This is a genomic window from Sorangium sp. So ce204, assembly GCF_051526795.1.
Taxonomy (GTDB): domain Bacteria; phylum Myxococcota_A; class Polyangia; order Polyangiales; family Polyangiaceae; genus Sorangium; species Sorangium cellulosum_B.
Map to the genome: position 1 here is coordinate 6,634,864 of NZ_CP150317.1, position 18,368 is coordinate 6,653,231.

17 protein-coding genes are annotated in these 18,368 nt (G+C 70.4%); 15 read left to right on the forward strand and 2 right to left on the reverse strand.

The features are described from left to right. Window positions 1-11: 11 nt before the first annotated feature. Window positions 12-1,445 (reverse strand): PQQ-dependent sugar dehydrogenase, encoded by a 1,434-nt coding sequence (locus WMF22_RS24700; protein WP_438037206.1) that lies wholly within the window; start codon window positions 1,443-1,445, stop codon window positions 12-14. Between the two features lie 236 nt (window positions 1,446-1,681). On the opposite strand from WMF22_RS24700, the gene WMF22_RS24705 reads away from it, so the two are divergent. The 14 genes from WMF22_RS24705 to WMF22_RS24770 all read left to right on the forward strand — a co-directional run bounded on the left by WMF22_RS24705 (window position 1,682) and on the right by WMF22_RS24770 (window position 16,415). Continuing rightward, on the forward strand, window positions 1,682-2,332 hold the full coding sequence (locus WMF22_RS24705) for a cytochrome c3 family protein (protein ID WP_437292462.1): 651 nt from the start codon (window positions 1,682-1,684) through the stop codon (window positions 2,330-2,332). Between the two features lie 155 nt (window positions 2,333-2,487). Next, entirely contained in the window at window positions 2,488-5,523 is a 3,036-nt protein-coding gene (locus WMF22_RS24710; protein ID WP_438037207.1) for a TAT-variant-translocated molybdopterin oxidoreductase, read from the forward strand. After that, the gene (nrfD, locus tag WMF22_RS24715) at window positions 5,520-6,866 is read left to right on the forward strand and encodes an NrfD/PsrC family molybdoenzyme membrane anchor subunit (protein ID WP_437292464.1); all 1,347 of its coding nucleotides are present in this window, start codon (window positions 5,520-5,522) and stop codon (window positions 6,864-6,866) included. Before WMF22_RS24710 ends, nrfD begins: the two co-directional genes overlap by 4 nt. A gap of 1 nt (window position 6,867) precedes the next feature. Continuing rightward, window positions 6,868-7,410: a DUF3341 domain-containing protein gene (locus WMF22_RS24720; RefSeq protein WP_437292465.1), complete on the forward strand. Its 543-nt coding sequence runs from the start codon at window positions 6,868-6,870 to the stop codon at window positions 7,408-7,410. Beyond that, entirely contained in the window at window positions 7,407-8,039 is a 633-nt protein-coding gene (locus WMF22_RS24725) for a c-type cytochrome (RefSeq protein ID WP_437292466.1), read from the forward strand. Before WMF22_RS24720 ends, WMF22_RS24725 begins: the two co-directional genes overlap by 4 nt. Next, window positions 8,036-9,223, forward strand: a complete 1,188-nt coding sequence (locus WMF22_RS24730; RefSeq protein ID WP_437292467.1) for a hypothetical protein — start codon at window positions 8,036-8,038, stop codon at window positions 9,221-9,223. The genes WMF22_RS24725 and WMF22_RS24730 overlap by 4 nt, the downstream gene beginning before the upstream one ends. Then, window positions 9,220-9,612: a hypothetical protein gene (locus WMF22_RS24735; RefSeq protein WP_437292468.1), complete on the forward strand. Its 393-nt coding sequence runs from the start codon at window positions 9,220-9,222 to the stop codon at window positions 9,610-9,612. Before WMF22_RS24730 ends, WMF22_RS24735 begins: the two co-directional genes overlap by 4 nt. Continuing rightward, on the forward strand, window positions 9,612-10,448 hold the full coding sequence (locus WMF22_RS24740; RefSeq protein WP_438037208.1) for an SCO family protein: 837 nt from the start codon (window positions 9,612-9,614) through the stop codon (window positions 10,446-10,448). The genes WMF22_RS24735 and WMF22_RS24740 overlap by 1 nt, the downstream gene beginning before the upstream one ends. Beyond that, window positions 10,445-11,533: a cytochrome c oxidase subunit II gene (coxB, locus tag WMF22_RS24745; RefSeq protein WP_437292470.1), complete on the forward strand. Its 1,089-nt coding sequence runs from the start codon at window positions 10,445-10,447 to the stop codon at window positions 11,531-11,533. The genes WMF22_RS24740 and coxB overlap by 4 nt, the downstream gene beginning before the upstream one ends. Continuing rightward, entirely contained in the window at window positions 11,530-13,188 is a 1,659-nt protein-coding gene (locus WMF22_RS24750) for a cytochrome c oxidase subunit I (protein WP_438037209.1), read from the forward strand. The genes coxB and WMF22_RS24750 overlap by 4 nt, the downstream gene beginning before the upstream one ends. Next, window positions 13,163-13,825 (forward strand): cytochrome c oxidase subunit 3, encoded by a 663-nt coding sequence (locus WMF22_RS24755; protein WP_438037210.1) that lies wholly within the window; start codon window positions 13,163-13,165, stop codon window positions 13,823-13,825. Before WMF22_RS24750 ends, WMF22_RS24755 begins: the two co-directional genes overlap by 26 nt. 26 nt (window positions 13,826-13,851) lie before the next feature. Further along, the gene (locus tag WMF22_RS24760) at window positions 13,852-14,184 is read left to right on the forward strand and encodes a cytochrome C oxidase subunit IV family protein (protein ID WP_437292473.1); all 333 of its coding nucleotides are present in this window, start codon (window positions 13,852-13,854) and stop codon (window positions 14,182-14,184) included. Between the two features lie 316 nt (window positions 14,185-14,500). Then, window positions 14,501-15,538, forward strand: a complete 1,038-nt coding sequence (locus WMF22_RS24765; RefSeq protein WP_437292474.1) for a hypothetical protein — start codon at window positions 14,501-14,503, stop codon at window positions 15,536-15,538. A gap of 70 nt (window positions 15,539-15,608) precedes the next feature. After that, window positions 15,609-16,415, forward strand: coding sequence for a ferritin-like domain-containing protein (locus WMF22_RS24770; RefSeq protein ID WP_437292475.1), 807 nt, complete (start codon window positions 15,609-15,611; stop codon window positions 16,413-16,415). 66 nt (window positions 16,416-16,481) lie between these two features. On the opposite strand, the gene WMF22_RS24775 is transcribed toward WMF22_RS24770, so the two are convergent. After that, the gene (locus WMF22_RS24775) at window positions 16,482-16,994 is read right to left on the reverse strand and encodes a GNAT family N-acetyltransferase (protein WP_437292476.1); all 513 of its coding nucleotides are present in this window, start codon (window positions 16,992-16,994) and stop codon (window positions 16,482-16,484) included. A gap of 525 nt (window positions 16,995-17,519) precedes the next feature. On the opposite strand from WMF22_RS24775, the gene WMF22_RS24780 reads away from it, so the two are divergent. Next, window positions 17,520-18,113, forward strand: coding sequence for a hypothetical protein (locus WMF22_RS24780; protein WP_012237163.1), 594 nt, complete (start codon window positions 17,520-17,522; stop codon window positions 18,111-18,113). Window positions 18,114-18,368: the final 255 nt, after the last annotated feature.

Below are 18,368 nucleotides of genomic sequence, written 5' to 3' on the forward strand. Positions count from 1 at the left end.
GCCGCGAGCGCTCATTCCGGATCGATGCGGTACACGGCGCCGCCGAGATCGACCACGTAGACCTCGCCGGCGCCGTCCTGCCCGAAGCTGGCGATGCTGTAGCCGAACGACCCGAGATCGTCCGTCCGGTCGACGGGCGCGGAGGCCACCCCGCCCTCATAGGTGAGCGTCCAGACCCTGCCGCTGCAGTAATCACCGTAGAAGTAGCTCCCCCGGAGCCACGGGATCCTGCTGCCCCGGTAGACGTAGCCGCCGGTGACCGAGCAATCCTCGATGACCCGCCCGGCGTGGCCGTACTCGACGGCAGGGAGCGTGATGGTCCCCTCGAGATCGCAGCTCTCCGCGGGGATGAAGCAGTGCGCGCCCTCCATCCGGCGCCAGCCGTAGTTCCTCCGTCCCTGCCCGGCCGGCTCGATGTTGATCTCTTCCCAGAGGCGGTGACCGACGTCCGCGATGTAGAGATCGCCCGTGCACGCGTCGAAGCTGAAGCGGTACGGGTTCCGCAAGCCATAGTCCCAGATCTCGGGCAGGACGCCTTCGCCCGTCATGTTCCCTTCCGGGATGCCGTACGGGTGTGTCGAGACGTCGAGGCGAAGGATCTTCCCGAGCAGCGTCGTGAGCGCCTGGCCATTGCCGATGTCGGCATGGTTGGGGCCGGCGTCGTTGTTGTCCCCGCCGTCGCCGAGCCCGAGATAGAGGAAGCCGTCGATCGGGCTGAACTCGAGCGAACCGCCGTTGTGGTTCCGATGTAGATCCACGACCTCGAGGTACGTGGCCACCGGGTCTGGACTGGCCACGTCCGGTCCCTCTCCCCGCGCGAACTCGACCACAAGCGCGTTGCCGCCCGTCGCCTTGTCCGTGTAGTGGACGAAGAAGCGACCGGTGTCCTCGTAATCCGGGTGGAAGGCGAGCCCGAGCAGACCGCGCTCGCCGTTGTCATTGAACAGGACGCGATCCCGGATATCGAGAAACACCTTGGGCTCCGCCGCTCCGTCGTCGAGGACGAGGATCTGGCCAGGCTGCGTCAGGAGGAAGAGCCGCGTGGGGTCGCCCGGCGCGGATTTCACGAGGAGCGGGTGATCGAGGCCGGAGACGACCGTCGTGAGCTTCAGCGCGCCCTCGTCCTCGCTCGGCGGCGCACAGCTGAATCCCGCCGCGGGCTCACCGCCGCCGCCGCCGCCAGCGCCGGTGCCGCCGGTGCCGCCGCTGCCGCCAGCGCCGCTCGCGCCCACCCCGCTGCCGCCAGCGCCGCTCGCGCCAGCCCCGCTGCCGCCACCCCCACTCGCGCCTGCTCCGCCGGCTGCGGCCGACGAGGTCCCGCCGGTCGTGCCGGGCGGCAGCGGAGAGATCGACTCCTCGCGCGAGCAGGCGATGAACGCGAGCTCGACCGCCAGAGAAAGCGCGAGGATCGGAAGGGGCGACAGGGCTGAGCTCGACGGCCTCATGGCTGGACGATATCGTAATCGAAGCCCAGGGCGGCGGAGATACGGTGTTGGAGGCACCCGCGCGCCCCGCCCGCCGCGCGCGCACGCCGGACGGCGCCGCTGCGGCCCCCCCTGACGCGCCTGTGCCGGCGTTCGGGGCGTGGCGAGATCGCGAAACGAGCCCCGCGATTCACGCATCGATATCGATGGAGCTGGCCCCATCGCCGCACTTCGAGCGAGGCCGAGCACACGAGAGCATGGCATCCGTTTTTCCGCGCTGGAGCAACACCGCTTTCCGACTCGCCATCGCCGCCGTCCTCCTCGGCGGCGCGGCGGCCGTGTCAGCGCCGATGATCTACGTGCGCTCGGACTGGAACACCGGGCGGCACCTGCCCGTGCAGCAGCCCGTGCAGTTCGACCACAGGCACCACGTGCAGGACGACGCCATCGAGTGCCGGTTCTGCCATCACACGGTCGAACGGACGGCCACGGCGGGCATGCCGGCGACAGCGGACTGCATGGGCTGCCACAGCCAGATCTGGAATCAGAGCCCCAAGCTCGAGCTCGTCCGGAACAGCTATTTCTCGGACACGCCGATCGTCTGGAACCGCGTCAACGACGTGCCCGACTTCGTCTATTTCAACCACGCGATCCACGTGAACAAGGGCGTCGGCTGCGTGACGTGCCACGGCCGCGTGGATCAGATGCCCGAGGTCCGCCAGGTGACGCCGATGACGATGGGCTGGTGCCTCGAGTGCCACAGGGCGCCGGAGCGCCACCTCCGCCCGCTCTCCGCGATCACGGACATGGACTGGGACCCCGGCCCCGACGCGGAGCGGATCGGCCGGCAGATCGCGCAGCAGCTCGGCGTGCGGCACCTCGTCCACTGCTCGGCCTGCCACAGGTGAGCGCGCGCGGGCGCGAGCGGAGCGACACACAGGGGATCATCGAGGAGCGACCAGGACACCTACGAGAGCGCGAGAGGACGAGGGGCCATGGGCGGCCAGCAGCGGAGCGCCGTCAGGGCGGCGGCGCGGATCCAACGATGACCTGAAGAGGGACGATGGCTGATCAGAAACAGATCCCGTGGAGCGCCGCGCTCGACGGCAAGACGGGTAAAGCGTACTGGCGCAGCCTCGCGGAGCTCCTCGAGTCACCAGAGCTCCTCGAGGCCGCGGCGCGGGAGCTCCCGGCGGGCGCGGGCGCTCCGGCCACGATGAGCCGGCGGCGCTGGCTCGAGCTCCTCGGCGCGAGCATGGCGCTCGCCGGCGTGTCCGGGTGCAGAGCGAGGGCTGGGGACAACATCGTCCCTTACGTGACGACGCCGCCCGAGGTGACGCCGGGCGTGCTCCGGTATTACGCCACCAGCCTGGATCTCGACGGGTTCGCGACGGGCGTCCTCGTCGAGAGCCACGAGGGGCGGCCGACGAAGGTCGAGGGCAATCCGCTGCACCCGGCGAGCCTCGGCGCGACCGGCGCCTACGAGCAAGCGTCGGTGCTCGGCCTCTACGATCAGCACCGCGCGCGCGCGGCGCGCCGCGGCGCGGCCCCGGCGACGTGGCGCGCGTTCGTCCAGCAGTTCGAGGGCGCCCGGAGCGATCGCGGCGCCGGGCTCCGGTTCGTCCTTCGGCCCACCGGCTCTCCGCTCCTCCTCGACCTCATCGGCCGCGTGAAGGCGCGCTATCCGGCGGCCCGGTTCACGTTCCACGCGCCCGCTCGGTCGGCGCACCCGGCGCGCGGGGCCGAGCTCGCCTTCGGCGCTCCGCTCCAGGCGCAGTACGACTTCCGGACAGCCGACGTCATCCTCGCGCTCGACGCCGACTTCCTCGCGTCGATGCCGTTCAGCGTGCGGTATTCGCGCCAGTTCGCGGAGCGCAGGCGCATCGGCTCGCCGACAGGCACCATGAACCGGCTCTATGTGATCGAGCCCGGGCTGACCCCGACGGGGAGCATGGCCGATCACCGCCTGCGCAAGCGGCCGAGCGACGTGCCGGCGATCGCCGCGGCGATCGCGGCCGAGCTGCTCCTGAGCGGGGGCGCTCGCCCGGGGCTCATGCCTCCCCAGGCGCTCGGCGCGCTCGATCCGCTCCGGGCGCGGGTCAGCGAGGCGGAGAGGCGCTTCGCCCGGGCGGTGGCGCGCGACCTCGCGCGCGGGGGCGCGGCGAGCGTCGTCGTCGCGGGGGAGCGGCAGCCTCCCGGGGTGCACGCGCTCGCGCACCTCATGAACGCGGCGCTCGGCAACGACCGCGCGGCGTGGACCACCGCGGGGACCTTGATCACGGCGGGCGCCGCCGAGCAGGACCTCATGGCGCTCGCCGAGGAGCTCCGCCGCGGCGCCGTCGATACCCTCGTGCTCCTCGAGAGCAACGTGGTGTACACGGCGCCCGCGGATCTCGAGCTCGCGGCGCGGCTCCCCTCCGTCCCGAGCCGGGTCTACCTCGGGCTCTACGAGGACGAGACCGCCGCGGGCTGCGACTGGTTCGTTCCCGCCGCGCACGATCTCGAGGCCTGGGGAGACGCGCGCGCGTACGACGGCACGAGCTCGCTGATCCAGCCGCTCATCGAGCCGCTCTTCCAGGGCAGGACCGCCGCCGAGGTGCTCGCGGTGTTCGCGGGCGAGACGCAGAAGAGCGCGCGCGACCTCGTGCGCGACGCCTGGGCCGCGCGCCGGGGCGGCGCCGATTTCGATGCGTTCTGGGAGGACGCGCTCCGGCGCGGGCTCGTCGAGGGCACCGCGGCCCCGCGCGAGGACGCCAAGCTGCGGCTCGACGGGGTGACCGCGGCGCTCGCGCAGCTCGTGGCGGCGGCCCCGCCGAAGGCGGACGCCATCGAGGTCGCCTTCTCGGCCGACGCGAGCGTCTATGACGGCCGGTTCGCCAACAACCCGTGGCTCCTCGAGCTGCCCGATCCCATGACCAAGCTCACCTGGGACAACGCCGCGCTGCTCAGCCCGGCGACGGCGAAGGCGCTCGGCCTCGAGAGCGAGGATGTCGTCGATCTCGAGCTCGGGGGGCGAACGATGTCGATACCGGTCCTCGTCGCGCCGGGGCACGCCGACGGCACGGTGTCGCTCTCGCTCGGTTACGGGCGCAGCGGCGCCGAGTCGATCGCCGCGGGGGTGGGGTCCGACGCGTACCGGCTCCGCACCACGGCCGCGCCCTTCTTCGCGGCAGGCGTCTCGGTGACGAAGCGGCCGGACCAGAAGCACAAGCTCGCCCTGACGCAGCGGCACTGGAGCCTGGAGGGGCGCCCCATAGCGCTCTCGGTCCCCCTCGCCGTCTACCGCGAGCACCCCGGCTTCACGGAGGCGCTCAAGGGGCCACAGCCGTCCCTCATGCCCCCGATGCCTCCCCCCGGGGCGCCGAAGGACCAATGGGCCATGACGATCGATCTCACGATCTGCACCGGCTGCAGCGCGTGCGTCGCCGCGTGCCAGGCCGAGAACAACGTCGTCGTGGTGGGCAAGGAGGAGGTCCTGAACAGCCGCGAGATGCACTGGCTCCGCATCGACACGTACGTGGTGGACAACCCGCGAGACCCGAGCGCCCCGGCCGTCGTCCACCAGCCCATGCTGTGCCAGCACTGCGAGAAGGCGCCGTGCGAGTACGTGTGTCCCGTGAACGCGACGACGCACAGCCCCGACGGGCTCAACGAGATGACGTACAACCGCTGCGTCGGGACGCGGTTCTGCTCGAACAACTGCCCGTACAAGGTCCGCCGCTTCAACTGGTTCGATTACGGCGAGCTCCGCGCGTACAACACGGGGCTCACGAAGCTCCAGCGCAACCCCGACGTGACGGTGCGGGAGCGCGGCGTGATGGAGAAGTGCACCTATTGCGTCCAGCGGATCCGCCGGGCGGAGATCGCCGCGCGGGTGGAAGACCGCGCGATCCGCCCCGGAGAGGTCGTCACCGCGTGCCAGCAGGCCTGTCCGACGCAGGCGATCCAGTTCGGCTCCCTCGCGCACGGAGAGACAGCGATGGTGGCGTGGCGGGGCGAGCCGCGGAGCTACGCGGTGCTCCACGACCAGGGCACCCGGCCGAGGACCATGTACCTCGCGCGCGTCGACAACAAGAACCCGGAGCTCGACGAGCCGTGACGGAGCCCCTCATCCTCGGCCGGCCGACCGACGAGCAGCTCTCCGAAGAGCTCCTGTCGGTCGTCTGGAAGCCGCGGTCCAGGCTGTGGTGGGCGGCGTTCGCCCTGACCGGCGCCGGGACGGTCGTGCTCGCGCTCGCCGTCCTCTACACCGTCACCACCGGCATCGGTGTCTGGGGAAACAACATCCCGGTGGGCTGGGCGTTCGGGATCATCAACTTCGTGTTCTGGATCGGCATCGGCCACGCGGGGACGTTCATCTCCGCGATCCTGCTCCTCCTGGAGCAGCGCTGGCGCACGAGCATCAACCGGTTCGCCGAGGCGATGACCCTCTTCGCCGTCGTCCAGGCGGGCCTCTTTCCGCTCCTGCACCTCGGCCGGCCGTGGTTCGCCTACTGGCTCGTCCCCTACCCCGCGACCCTGAGGGTATGGCCCCAGTTCAAGAGCGCGCTGCCGTGGGACGCCGCGGCCGTGTTCACGTACTTCACTGTCTCTCTCGTCTTCTGGTACATCGGGCTCGTCCCCGACTTCGCGGCCCTCCGCGACCGGGCTCCGAACCGCCTCCGCCGGGTCGTCTACGGCGTCCTGTCGCTCGGCTGGCGCGGCTCCGCCGCCACCTTCCGTCACTACCGGCTCCTCTACGGGTTGCTCGCCGGGCTCGCGACGCCGCTCGTGCTCTCGGTGCACTCGATCGTGAGCACCGATTTCGCGATGGCGCTCGTCCCGGGCTGGCACTCGACCATCTTCCCCCCGTTCTTCGTCGCCGGGGCCATCTTCTCCGGGTTCGCGATGGTGCTGACGCTGCTCATCCCGGCGCGCCGCATCTTCCACCTGGGGAACGTCGTCACCCAGCGCCACATCGACAACCTGAGCAAGCTGGCGCTCGTCACCGCCTGGATCGTCATCTACGCGTACATCATCGAGCTCTTCGCCGCCTGGTACAGCGGATCGGCGTACGAGATCCACCAGTTCTTCGTCGCGCGCCCCGCCGGGCCGAACGCCGCGATCTTCTGGGCGCAGATGATCTGCAACGTGCTCGTCCCCCAGCTGCTCTGGTTCCCGCGGGTCCGGAGGAACATGCCCTTGCTCTGGGTCATCTCGATCCTCGTGAACGTCGGGATGTGGTCCGAGCGGTTCGTGATCATCGTCATGGGGCTGCAGCGCGAGTTCATCCCGTCGGCGTGGCACGCCTACCACCCGACGTTCGTCGATATCTCGATGTTCATCGGGACGATCTGCTTCTTCCTGCTGCTCGTCCTGATCTTCCTCCGCCTCTTCCCGTTCATCCCCGTGGCCGAGGTCAAGGAGCTGAACCACGAGCTCAGCCACAAGGAGGATCACTGAGATGAGGAGAGGATTGCTCGCCGAGTTCGAGACGCCCGAGGCGATGCTCCGGGCGATCGCGGAGCTCAGGAGCCGGGGATACCGGCGGCTCGACGCGTTCACGCCGTACCCGATCCACGGCATCGACGAGGCGCTCGGGCTCCGCCGCTCGCCGCTCAACTGGATCATCCTGCCCTTCGCGCTCGCGGGCACCGCGGGCGGCTACCTCGTCCAGTGGTTCTGCAATGCGTTCGACTACCCGCTCATCGTGGGCGGGCGGCCCGCGCACGCGGCCCTGGCCTTCATACCGATCACCTTCGAGATGATGGTGCTCTCGGCCGCCCTCACCGGGTTCGTCGTGCTGCTCGTCCTCTCGCGGCTGCCCGAGCTCTGGCACCCTGTGTTCGACGTCCCCGGGTTCGAGCGCGCCTCCATCGATCGGTTCTGGGTCGGCATCGACGCCCGCGATCCAGCGCTCATCAGCCCCATCACCGAGCGAGATCTCACCGATCTCGGCGCCGTCACCGTGGCCTGGGCCGGAAAGAACGGAAAGGAGCGCTCATGACGCGCGGACGGCTCCTCTCGCTCTCCTGCCTGGCCGCGGCGCTCTGCCTCTCGTGCACGCCGGTGACCACCGCCGACGCCGAGCCCGGCGACGCTGACCTCTTGGATCTCGAGCGCATGCTCAGGCAGCGGCGCTTCGCGCCCTACCAGCCGACAGACCTCTTCGACGACGGCTCGGCCATGCGCCACCCGCCGGCGGGCGCCGTGCCGAGCGACCGCGTGACCGGCGCTCCCGGGCTCACCCACGGGTTCACGGGCGAAACGTACGTGGCGCGCATCCCGGTCCCGGTGACCATCGAGCTGCTCCAGTACGGGAAGGAGCGCTTCGAGATCCACTGCGCCGCCTGCCACGGGGTCGCCGGAGATGGCGAGTCGGAGGTCGCGCGCAACATGACGCTGCGGCGCCCGCCGTCCCTCGTCGACCCGCGCGTGCAGGCGTTCCCGCCCGGCCGCATCTACCGGGTCATCGTCGAGGGCTACGGCCTCATGCGCTCGTACGAGACGCAGGTCCCGCTGATGGAGCGCTGGGCGATCGTGGGCTATGTGAAGGCACTCGGGAAGAGCCGCGCCACCGCGCTCGACGCGCTCCCCCCGCCCCTCCGCGAGCGCGCCCGGAAGGAGCTCCAGTGAACCGGCGATTCCCCATCTTCCGGGGCGGCCGCGCGATCGTGTCGAGGTCCCTCGGCCTCGCGCTCCTCGGCGCCCTGCTCCTCGTCGTCGGCGCGTTCGTGGATCGGGAGCGGCTCTTCTACGCCTACCTCGCGGCCTACGCCTTCGCCGTGACCACGGCGGTCGGGGCGCTCCTGTTTCTCATGATCTGCCACGCCATGGCCGCGACATGGCCTGTGGCCGTCCGCCGCCTCGCGGAGGCGATCGTCGGGACGCTGCCGCTCCTCTGCGCGCTGTTCGTCCCGCTCCTGTTCGGCCTCGGTGCGCTCTACGGGGAGTGGCTCCGCCCCGAGTCGATCCCCGACGAGCACGTCCGATCCATCGTGCTCCACAAGACGCCTTACCTGAACCTCCCCTTCTTCCTCGTGAGGACGGGGATCTACTTCACGGTGTGGCTCGTCTTCGGCGCCCTGCTCCGGCGCGGCTCGATCCAGGGCGACGCGACCCCGGCGCTCGCGGACAGCCGGCGTCTCCGCGTGATCAGCGTCGCCGGCCTCCCGCCCGTCGCGCTCACGCTCTCGTTCGCGGCCTTCGACTGGCTCATGTCCCTCGCGCCGACGTGGGTGTCGACGATGTTCCCCGTCTACGTGTTCGCCGGCGGCTTCGTCGCGTCGATCGCGCTGCTCACGGTGCTCGCGTTCGCCGCCGAGCGCGCCGGGCTCCTGCCCGGGCTGAACGCGTCGCACTACTACGCGCTCGGCCGGCTCCTCCTCGCGTTCACCATCTTCTGGGCCTACGCCGCGTTCTTCCAGCTCCTGCTGATATGGATCGCGAACAGGCCCGAAGAGGTGGAGTTCTACGTCCTCCGCTCCCACGGCCCGTGGGCGGTCGTGTCTCTCATCCTCGTGCTCACGCGGTTCGTGATCCCCTTCCTGATCCTGCTCAACTACAGGATCAAGCGGCGCCCGGCCTGGCTGTCGGCCGTCGCCGCCTGGATCTTCGTCGCGCATTACCTCGACATGCACTGGCTCGTCGCGCCCGAGGCGCCCGGCGCTCGCGCGCCGTTCCACTGGCTCGACGCGGCGGCGCTCCTCGCCGTGGTCGGCTCGTGCGTCGCGTTCACCGTGCTGCGGGTGCGCGGCAAGCCGCTCGTCCCCGTCAACGACCCGGCGCTGCCGGCCGCCTTCCGCTACGAGAGCGTATGACGTCCAACTATCGCCGCCCCGACGTGCACCAGGAAGAGGATGTCGTCCAGTGGAAGACGATCCTCGCCGTCGCGCTCGCCGTCGTCGTGATCTTCATCGTCCTGGGGCTCTGGGCCTGGATGCTCATGCGCGGGCGCGAGGCGGAGCTCCGCCCCGCGGGGAGGAGCGCCGAGCGCGGCCGTGAGATCTCCCTGCCGCGCGGCGAGGTGGCCGGGGTGGATCAGCGCATCTTCCGGCGCGAGGAGATGGGCGAAGAGGGCGTCGGTACGGCGCTGAACCGCCGGAAGCGCGAGGAGCTCGGCCGCTTCGGCTGGGTCGACCGCAGCCGCGGGCTCGCGCAGATCCCGATCGAGGACGCGATGAATCTCGTCGTGGAGGAGAGCCGCTGATGAGGATGCAACACCTGTCCACGACGGCGTTCCTCGCGCTCGTGCTCGCGCGCGCGCCGATCGCGGCCGCCGCCGATCCGCCGTCGCTCCCGCCCGCCGCGCGCGAGGCCGACATCGAGGAGCGCCTCGGGAGCGCCATCGGCACGGCGCTCCACTTCACCGACATGGACGGGCGGCGCGCCCCGCTCGCCGAGCACTTCGACGGGCGGCGGCCGGTCCTCCTGGTCCTCGCCTATTACCGCTGCCCGACGCTCTGCGGCCTCGTGCTGCGCGGCCTGGTCGCCGGCATGGCGAAGCTCGATTACCGGCTGGGCGAGGACTACCGCGCGCTCACGGTGAGCTTCGATCCGCGGGACACCCCGGCCACGGCGGCTCGGAAGAGGACAGCCGCGCTGTCGGCCCTCGGCCTGGCCGGCGCGCCGACGCCGGAGACCTGGCCCTTCCTGACCGGCGCGCTGCCCGAGATCCGCGCGCTCGCCGGCGATCTCGGCTTCCGGTTCGCGTACGACCCCCGGACGGAGCAGTACGCGCACCCCGCCGCCGTCTTCGTCCTCACGCCCGAGGGCCGCATCTCGCGGATCCTCTATGGCATCGAGTTCTCCCCCCTCGATCTCCGCCTCTCGCTCCTCGAGGCGAGCCGGGGGCAGATAGGCACCCCGCTCGAGCGCGTGCTCATGACGTGTTATCGCTACGACCCCGCGAGCCGCCGGTACGGCCCTTATGTGGCCGGCTTCCTGAGGCTCGGCGGGGCCGCCATCCTGACCTGGGTCGCCGCGGTGGTCGCCTTCTTCGGCTGGCAAGGGCGGCGGCGCAGGAGACAGGAGCGCGCGCGATGAACGAGCTCTTGCGCCAGCTGCTCTTCTTGCCCGAGCAGCGCTCCTCGCTGGCCCGCGAGATCGACGGGCTGCACTACTTCGTCATCCTGGTGACGATGGGCGGCGCCGCCCTCATCACGCTCATCGGCGGGTATTTCCTGATCCGCTATCGCCGGCGGCTCCAGGACACGCCGCGGCCGCACCCCGGGGTGTTCGCGCGGCCGGCGCTCTTCCTCGAGACGGTGTCGCTCTTCGCGCTGGGCTTCCTCTTCCTCACGTTCTGGACCATCGGCACGCGCCAGTTCGCCGACCTGCGCACGGCGCCGGACGACGCGCTCGACGTCTATGTCACGGGGAAGCAGTGGATGTGGAAGTTCGGCTATCCGGGGGGAGACAGCGAGATCTCGGTGCTCTACGTCCCCGCGCACAGGCCGGTCCGGCTCATCATGACGTCGCGCGACGTCATCCACAGCTTCTACGTGCCCGCGTTCCGCATCAAGCAGGACGTCATCCCTGGCCGGTACACCACGGCCTGGTTCGAGGCGAACGAGCCCGGCGCTTACCCCATCCTCTGCACGGAGTTCTGCGGCACGAGCCACTCCGAGATGCGCGGCCAGGTGATCGCGCTCGACCCGGTCGACTACGAGCGCTGGCTCGCGGGCGGCCTGGCGAGCGCCCCGGCGTTCGCGCAGGAGGCCGCCGCCGAGGCGGAGAACGAGCTCGCCGAGGCGGAGCCGACGATGCCGAGCCGCGGCGAGCGCGCCGCCGCGAAGCACGGCTGCCTCCGCTGCCACACCCTCGACGGAACACCGCACGTCGGCCCGAGCTGGGCCGGGCTCTACCGCGCTGTCGTGCCGCTCGAGTCCGGCGGCGAGCGCGCCGCCGACGAGGCCTACATCACGGAGTCGATCATGGATCCGCTCGCCGCGCTGCACCGCGGGTTCCCGCCGGTCATGCCGTCCTATCTCGGACAGATCGCGCCGCCCGACGTCGCCGCGATCATCGAGCTCATGAAATCGATCCGCGACGTCCCTCACGGCCCCGACGTGCCGTGGGACGGCGGGGTCCCTGGGAGCAGCGTCACGCCGGAGGGGGTAGCGCCATGATCGCCCACGAGGTCGAGGGGACAGCGCCCGTCCACGGCGCGCACGAGGTCGATTATCTCCGCGCCGGCGCGGGCGTGCGGTCGTGGCTGCTCACGACCGATCACAAGCGCATCGGGATCATGTTCTACGTGCTCGTGGCGCTGATGCTCCTGCTCGGCGGCGCCTTCGCGCTGGTCCTCCGGACCGAGCTCCTGACCCCCGGGCCCACCGTGATCAGCGCGGCGGTCTATAACCGCATGTTCACGCTCCACGGCGTGGTCATGGTCTGGCTCTTCATGATCCCGTCGATCCCGAACATCTTCGGGAACTTCGTCCTCCCGCTCATGATCGGCGCCAAGGATCTCGCCTTCCCGCGCCTCAACCTGGCGAGCCTCTACGTCTACGCGATCGGCGCCGTCATCACGCTGGCGGCGACGATCGCCGGGGGCGCCGACACCGGCTGGACGTTCTACCCGCCGTACAACACGACGACGCCCGCGGGCGTCCTCCCGGTCGTGATCGGCATCTTCATCCTCGGCGCCTCGTCGATCATGACGGCGGTGAACTTCATCGCCACGACCCACACGATGCGCGCCCGCGGGATCAGCTGGGGACGCGTGCCGCTCTTCGTGTGGGCCATCTACAGCACGAGCATCATCATGCTGCTCGCGACGCCCGTCCTCGGCCTGACGATCCTGCTCGTCGGGCTGGACCACATCTACCATTTCGGCGTCTTCGATCCGACGCTCGGCGGCGATCCCGTGCTGTTCCAGCACCTGTTCTGGTTCTACTCCCACCCTGCCGTCTACATCATGGTGCTCCCGGCGCTCGGGGTCATCAGCGAGGTGGTCTGCACCTTCGCGCAGCGGCAGCCGGCGTCCTACTGGGCGATCGCCCTCTCGTCGTTCGGCATCGCGTTGATCGGGTTCGCGGGGTGGGGGCACCACATGTTCGTGGCCGGGATGAGCGAGCTCGACGCCGGGATCTTCGGCGCGTTCTCGATGTTCATCGCGATCTTCTCCGCCATCAAGGTCTTCACCTGGGTGGCGACGCTGCACAAGGGGGCCATCCAGTTCAACACCCCGATGCTCTATTTCTTCTGGTTCCTGTTCCTCTTCGTCTTCGGCGGCATGACCGGCGTCGCCGTGGCCACGCAGTCGCTCGACGTCCACTGGCACGACACCTATTTCGTCGTCGCCCACTTCCATTTCATCATGGTGGGCGGCACGCTCACCGCGTTCCTCGCGGCGGCGCACTACTGGTTCCCCAAGATGTTCGGCCGCGCCTACTCGGAGCCGATGGGGCTGCTCACGTCGTTCGGGGTGTTCCTTGGGTTCATCCTGACGTTCCTCCCCCAGTTCCTGGCGGGCAACGCCGGGATGCCGCGCCGCTATTACAGCTATCCGGCGGAGTACCAGTGGCTGAACGTCCTCTCGACGGGCGGGGCCTACCTGCTCGCGGGCGCGCTCGTGCTCGCGCTGGTGAACCTCCTCATCGCCCTGCGCTGGGGGCCGCGCGCCAGCGCCAATCCATGGAGGTCCCGGAGCTACGAGTGGATGACGCCGCCCGTCCCGCCGGAGCACAACTTCCCCGTGACGCCGGTCATCGATCGCGGCCCGTACGACTACCACCTGACCGAAGAGGAAGCCCATGCCCGAGTCTCAACCGCCCGCTGAGCAGCTCGCGCCGGCGCGGCTGGCCATGCAGTTCGAGGATCTCGAGAAGCAGACCCACGCCGCGCATTTCGGCATGTGGATCTTCCTCGCCAGCGAGGTCCTGCTCTTCGCCGGGCTCTTCGCCCTCTACGCCTCCTACCGCGCGGTCTTCGGCCACGAGTTCAGCGCCGGCGTCGCGCACAACAACGCCGTCATCGGGACCGCGAACACCGCGATCCTCCTGACGAGCAGCCTGCTCGTCGCGCTGAGCGTCTACGCCGTGCGCCTCGACCGGCCCACGATGGCCGGCCGCCTCCTGCTCGGCGCCATCGCGCTCGGCCTCGCCTTCCTCGTGCTGAAGGGCGTCGAGTACACCCAGCACTTCCACGAGGGGATCTTCCCCGGCGCGGCCTACCGCTTCGAGGAGCTCCCGTATGCCGGCGCGAAGATGTTCTTCACCCTCTATTTCCTGACGACCGGGCTCCATGCGATCCACGTCACGGCGGGGCTCGTGGTCCTCGGCTGGCTCACGTGGGGGTGCTTCCGGCGCCGGTACGGCGCGGGCAACGACACGCACATCGAGCTCGGCGGCCTCTACTGGCACCTGGTCGACGTGATCTGGATATTCCTCTGGCCGATGCTCTACCTGATGCACTGATGCACCGCTAACGGCACGTTGCGCCCATGACCGTCAAGCACCTCTCCTCGCGGACCTACGTGATCGTCTGGCTCCTCCTGATGGGGCTGACGCTCGCGTCGTACCTCCTCTCGCTGGCCCACCTCGGCGCGGCCGACGTCGTCGCGGCGCTGCTCATCGCCACGGTGAAGACGCTGCTCGTGCTGCTCTTCTTCATGCACCTCATCGAGCAGCGCTTCACGAACGCCCTCCCCATGATCGTGGCGGCGCTCCTCGTCGGCCTGATGCTCACGCTGATGCTCAGCGACGTGACGAGCCGCCAGGCGATCATGCAGCGGCCGACCCCGCTGCCCCGGCCGCCCGCGGCCACGCCTCGATGACGGCCGCGCCCCGGTGATCCGTCCGTCGCGCGAGCGCGCCCGCCGGCGGGGCCGTAGCGGGCCGCCGTCCCGCCGTCGCATCAGCGCCTGCCGCTGAATCGGCTCATGGCCCGAGCGCGAGAGCGCTCGCGGGCTCCCACGAGCGCGGTGAAACACACACTCGGAGCGTCATTTTCCTTTCCTGCTGACAAACCTCGCCTCCGGGCCCGCCATGGATCGCCCTGGCACCTCGCTTGCTCGACCCAGCCTTGGAGCGCGCGAGAACGGAACCTTGCGCCAACCTGTGCCAAAAGAAAGGACGGATCGAACCATGGCCATGCAGAAGAAGCGAAAGGTGCTGAAGGCGCCGTTCATCGTGACCGTCGCCGCGGCGGCCTCGCTCGCGGGCGCGGTGGCCCTGCCGGGGTGCAATCCCACGGTGACGAGCGGCAGCTGTCCCGAGTCGGCGCCGGAGGTCGGCTCGAGCTGCGAGGACGACGGCCTCACGTGCAACTATGGTAAGGAGTCGTGCGGCCTCCCGATCGACAGCACGTGTGTGAGCGGGGAGTGGATTGAGGGACCCACGGTGGCCTGCAACCCGCCGCCGCCGGAGTGCCCCGCGGAGGTGCCGAAGGCCGGCAGCGCCTGCGAGGAGCGCGGGAAGACCTGCCACTATGACACCACCGGTTGCCCCTCGGTGGTGACGTGCGGTGACGACGGCACGTGGTCCGAGCCGATCTCGCCGGCCTGCAACCCGCCGCCGCCGGAGTGCCCCGTGGAGGTGCCGAAGGCCGGCGGCGCCTGCGCGGAGCCCGGGACGACCTGCCACTATGACGCCACCGGTTGCCCTGCGGTGGTGAGCTGCGGTGACGACGGCACGTGGTCCGAACCGATCTCGGCGGCTTGCAACCCGCCGGCGCCGGTGTGTCCCGAGGTGATGCCGACGGACGGGGATCCCTGCGCGGCGGCGAGCGGGCCCTGCCCCTACGAGATGATGACCGGCTGCGGCCCGATGCCGACCCAGGCCATGTGCGTTCAGCAGAAGGACACCTGGAGCTGGCAGGTGGCCGAGGTCTTCTGCAACCCGCCGCCCCCCGCCGTCTGTCTCAACGCCGCCACCGAGGACGCGTGCGAAAACCTCGGGCCGGCGTGTCGCTGGCTCACGCCGGGCTGCGGCGACGCGTCGACGACACCCGTGCTGGCCGAGGCAGGCTGCTTCCCGAGCCAGGGTTGCGAGGTCGACGAGGCGTGTCCGGGCGGGACGCGCTGCCAGGAGCTCGTCATCAACCCCTGTTACAAGCAGGCCTGTGACGCGTGCGGCTCGACCATCCAGGTGTGCGCGCCGCCTGGCGGGCGCCCGAGCGCGTCGCCGTGAGCTCGTCCAGGGGCGGCGAGCGCCCGTCTCCCGTCTTGCCGCCCCCGGACTCCCCGCCTAGCGTGATCCCATGACGGACGCCTCCGACGCAGAGCAGGACAGCGACGCTGACGCGGAGGCGCCGCGCGGGCAGCGCGCCCCCCTCCCTCCCGCGAGCGACGCGGTGCGCGCCGAGTGGGGGCGGCGCGTCGAGGCCGAGTACCGCTCGGCGGCGATCACGCAGCACCTCACGCTCTGGCTGATCCAGATGGGCGCGTCGCCGGATCTCATCGACGACGGCCTCCGCATCGTCAAGGACGAGCTCGCGCACGCGCGCCTCAGCCATCGCGTCCACGCCCGCGCGGGCGGCGGCGCCTTGCCGGCGCTCCGCCGCGAGACGCTCGGGCTCAGGAGCAGCGGAGACGAGCCGCTCGAGATGTCCGTCGCCCGGGCGGGCGTGGAGGTGTTCTGCCTGGGGGAGACGGTCGCGGTCCCGCTCTTCAAGGTGCTCCGCGAGGGGTGCACCGTGCCTGTCGCGCGCCGGGCGCTCGATCGCATCCTGCGCGACGAGGTGCGGCACCGCGACTTCGGCTGGACGCTGCTCCGTTACCTGCTCGAGCAGCCGTGCGCGCCGGCCGTGCGGCAGCTGGTCGAGCGCGAGCTCCACGCCATGTTCACGCGGCTTCGCAGGAGCTACATGCCCCCTGGCGGCGCGAGGCGCGCGGCGATGTCCGACGACGACCGCGCCTGGGGCCTGATGCCGCCCGCGCGGTACGGCGAGATCCTCGAGCGCGCCGTGGAGCGGGACTACGCGCCTCGCTTCGGCGAGCACGGCCTCGACGCTGTCGCCGCGTGGCGCGCGGCGACAGCGCCGGACAGGTCCGCCGCGCCCCCCTGAGCCGGACGGCGGCGGGCGATCCGGCGGAGAGGACGCGAGCTCAGGCCGTGAAGACCGGACTCGGGCTCAGGTCGTGAAGACGCCGAACTCGGGGCTGTAGATGACCACGCCTCGGGCGCGCTCCAGCGCGCCCTGCGCGAGCTCGATCGCCATGAACGCCTCGTCCGCCGCGTACTCGTTGCCGAGGCCGTACAGGCTGGCCTTCTCGAACCCGAACCGAGCGTAGTACTCGGGCGCTCCGAGGACGACGGCGAACGCGAAGCCGGCGTCCCTGCACGCCGCGATCCCCCGCCGCGCCAGCGCGGAGCCGATGCCGCGGCCCGCGAGCGCAGGCGAGACCGCGAGCGGCGCGAGGCCGACGCCTTTGCCGGGGACGCCGTCGCCGGCGATCGTCACGGGGCTGAACAGGACATGTCCGACGATGCCGGTGTCCGTCTCCGCGACCAGCGAGACGGCCGCGCGCCCCGCGTCCCGCAGCCTGTCCACGAGATCCGCCTCGAGCGTCGAGGGAAACGCGGCGAGGTGAACGGCGCGGATCCCCGCTTCATCGCCCGCGCGCTCCGGCCTGACGTGCATCATCGACGCACCCCGCCGGGCCGGCGCCGCTCCGCGGATCGGCCTGCGCGAGGGGCAGCGTCCGGCGCGATCCCCCGCCCGCGAGCCGCGTCAAGCGCCAGGGAGGGCGCGGTTATGACAGACCATGTCCCACCGGGTCGACACCTCGATAACGCCCCTTGCTCTCCAGTTCTCCACAGGCGTTCTCCACAGGACATCCCCTGGACGACAGCTGGATTCTGTCGATTACCTTCGCCGCGCGCGCCGCGTCTCGTCATGGCCATTCGCACAGCCTAGCGGAACGCCGCGCCGCAGGGTGAACCGGCGCCCGGCGACACACGTAAACATACGAAATTACAATGATTATCACGGTCGCAGGCACCGCCGTCCGCCCCTGACGGGTTGGGACAATGTCCGTCCGATCGATCCCTTTCCCGACGGGTCGAAGATGACTATCCATGGTAGACATCAAGAACGCGGCGCGACGGCGTGTCTCTCGCACGAGCGTGTAAATGGCGCGCCCGAATGCTTCGTTTTGGAGGAGACTTCATGGAAAAGATCTCGCTCACGTACTTTGTCGACTTCGTTCTCAAGGCCGGGACGCCCAAGCTGACGGGCGTCAGGGAGTTCAAGGAGCGGAAGGACGAGCTCCACACGGACTTTTACAGGCAGGTGCGAGAGGCGATCGTCGACATGCACAGGAGCGGAAAGCCCACCAGCGTGCTCGACGGCTTCCTCGCCGCGCAGCACGACGAGCGGCGCCGCCGCATCTACCCGTCGGTGGTGAACGGATATCGCAAGTTCCTCGCCTCGACGAGGATGACGTGGTTCGAGCCGCCGGCGTCGACGTACCGCCTCGGCGATCTCGAGATCAACGTCAACCCGGAGCTCGGGCTCGTCATCGATGGGACGCCGCATGTCATCAAGATGTATTTCCGCGGGGAGCCCCTGTCGTCCAAGCGCGTCTCGGTCGTGCTGAACCTGCTCATGAACGGGCTCGCGGAGAGCACGCCGGGCGGCGCCTTCGCGGTGCTCGACGTGCGGAACGCCAAGATTCACACCTTCAAGGTGCCGAACCCGCGGCTCAGCCTGCTCCTCCGCGGCGAGGCGGCCTCCTTCGCCACCATCTATACCGGGCTGTGATCGCGGCGCCGCCGGGCGGGGCGGCGCCGCGCAGACATCACACCACGTCGTCTCCCGGCGTCCACCGAGCCCACGACGCCCACCGCGATACCGGCGTTGCCGCGCCGCGCGCCCTCCGCCGCTCGACCGGGCGGGGGAGCGCGGCGCGCGCGCCCCGCCCGGAGCAGGACGCGCACCGGGTGGACGCGGGAGCCGAAAGGTCGATGTCACGACGACGACGCCGTGACGCGACGACGTGATGACGCGACGCCGCAA

Bases quoted from the DNA above. Each gene is read 5' to 3' on its own strand.
- WMF22_RS24700 (WP_438037206.1), bottom strand. From the start codon at position 1,445: ATGAGGCCGTCGAGCTCAGCCCTGTCGCCCCTTCCGATCCTCGCGCTT.
- WMF22_RS24705 (WP_437292462.1), top strand. From the start codon at position 1,682: ATGGCATCCGTTTTTCCGCGCTGGAGCAACACCGCTTTCCGACTCGCC.
- WMF22_RS24710 (WP_438037207.1), top strand. From the start codon at position 2,488: ATGGCTGATCAGAAACAGATCCCGTGGAGCGCCGCGCTCGACGGCAAG.
- WMF22_RS24720 (WP_437292465.1), top strand. From the start codon at position 6,868: ATGAGGAGAGGATTGCTCGCCGAGTTCGAGACGCCCGAGGCGATGCTC.
- WMF22_RS24725 (WP_437292466.1), top strand. From the start codon at position 7,407: ATGACGCGCGGACGGCTCCTCTCGCTCTCCTGCCTGGCCGCGGCGCTC.
- WMF22_RS24735 (WP_437292468.1), top strand. From the start codon at position 9,220: ATGACGTCCAACTATCGCCGCCCCGACGTGCACCAGGAAGAGGATGTC.
- WMF22_RS24740 (WP_438037208.1), top strand. From the start codon at position 9,612: ATGAGGATGCAACACCTGTCCACGACGGCGTTCCTCGCGCTCGTGCTC.
- coxB (WP_437292470.1), top strand. From the start codon at position 10,445: ATGAACGAGCTCTTGCGCCAGCTGCTCTTCTTGCCCGAGCAGCGCTCC.
- WMF22_RS24750 (WP_438037209.1), top strand. From the start codon at position 11,530: ATGATCGCCCACGAGGTCGAGGGGACAGCGCCCGTCCACGGCGCGCAC.
- WMF22_RS24755 (WP_438037210.1), top strand. From the start codon at position 13,163: ATGCCCGAGTCTCAACCGCCCGCTGAGCAGCTCGCGCCGGCGCGGCTG.
- WMF22_RS24760 (WP_437292473.1), top strand. From the start codon at position 13,852: ATGACCGTCAAGCACCTCTCCTCGCGGACCTACGTGATCGTCTGGCTC.
- WMF22_RS24765 (WP_437292474.1), top strand. From the start codon at position 14,501: ATGCAGAAGAAGCGAAAGGTGCTGAAGGCGCCGTTCATCGTGACCGTC.
- WMF22_RS24770 (WP_437292475.1), top strand. From the start codon at position 15,609: ATGACGGACGCCTCCGACGCAGAGCAGGACAGCGACGCTGACGCGGAG.
- WMF22_RS24775 (WP_437292476.1), bottom strand. From the start codon at position 16,994: ATGATGCACGTCAGGCCGGAGCGCGCGGGCGATGAAGCGGGGATCCGC.
- WMF22_RS24780 (WP_012237163.1), top strand. From the start codon at position 17,520: ATGGAAAAGATCTCGCTCACGTACTTTGTCGACTTCGTTCTCAAGGCC.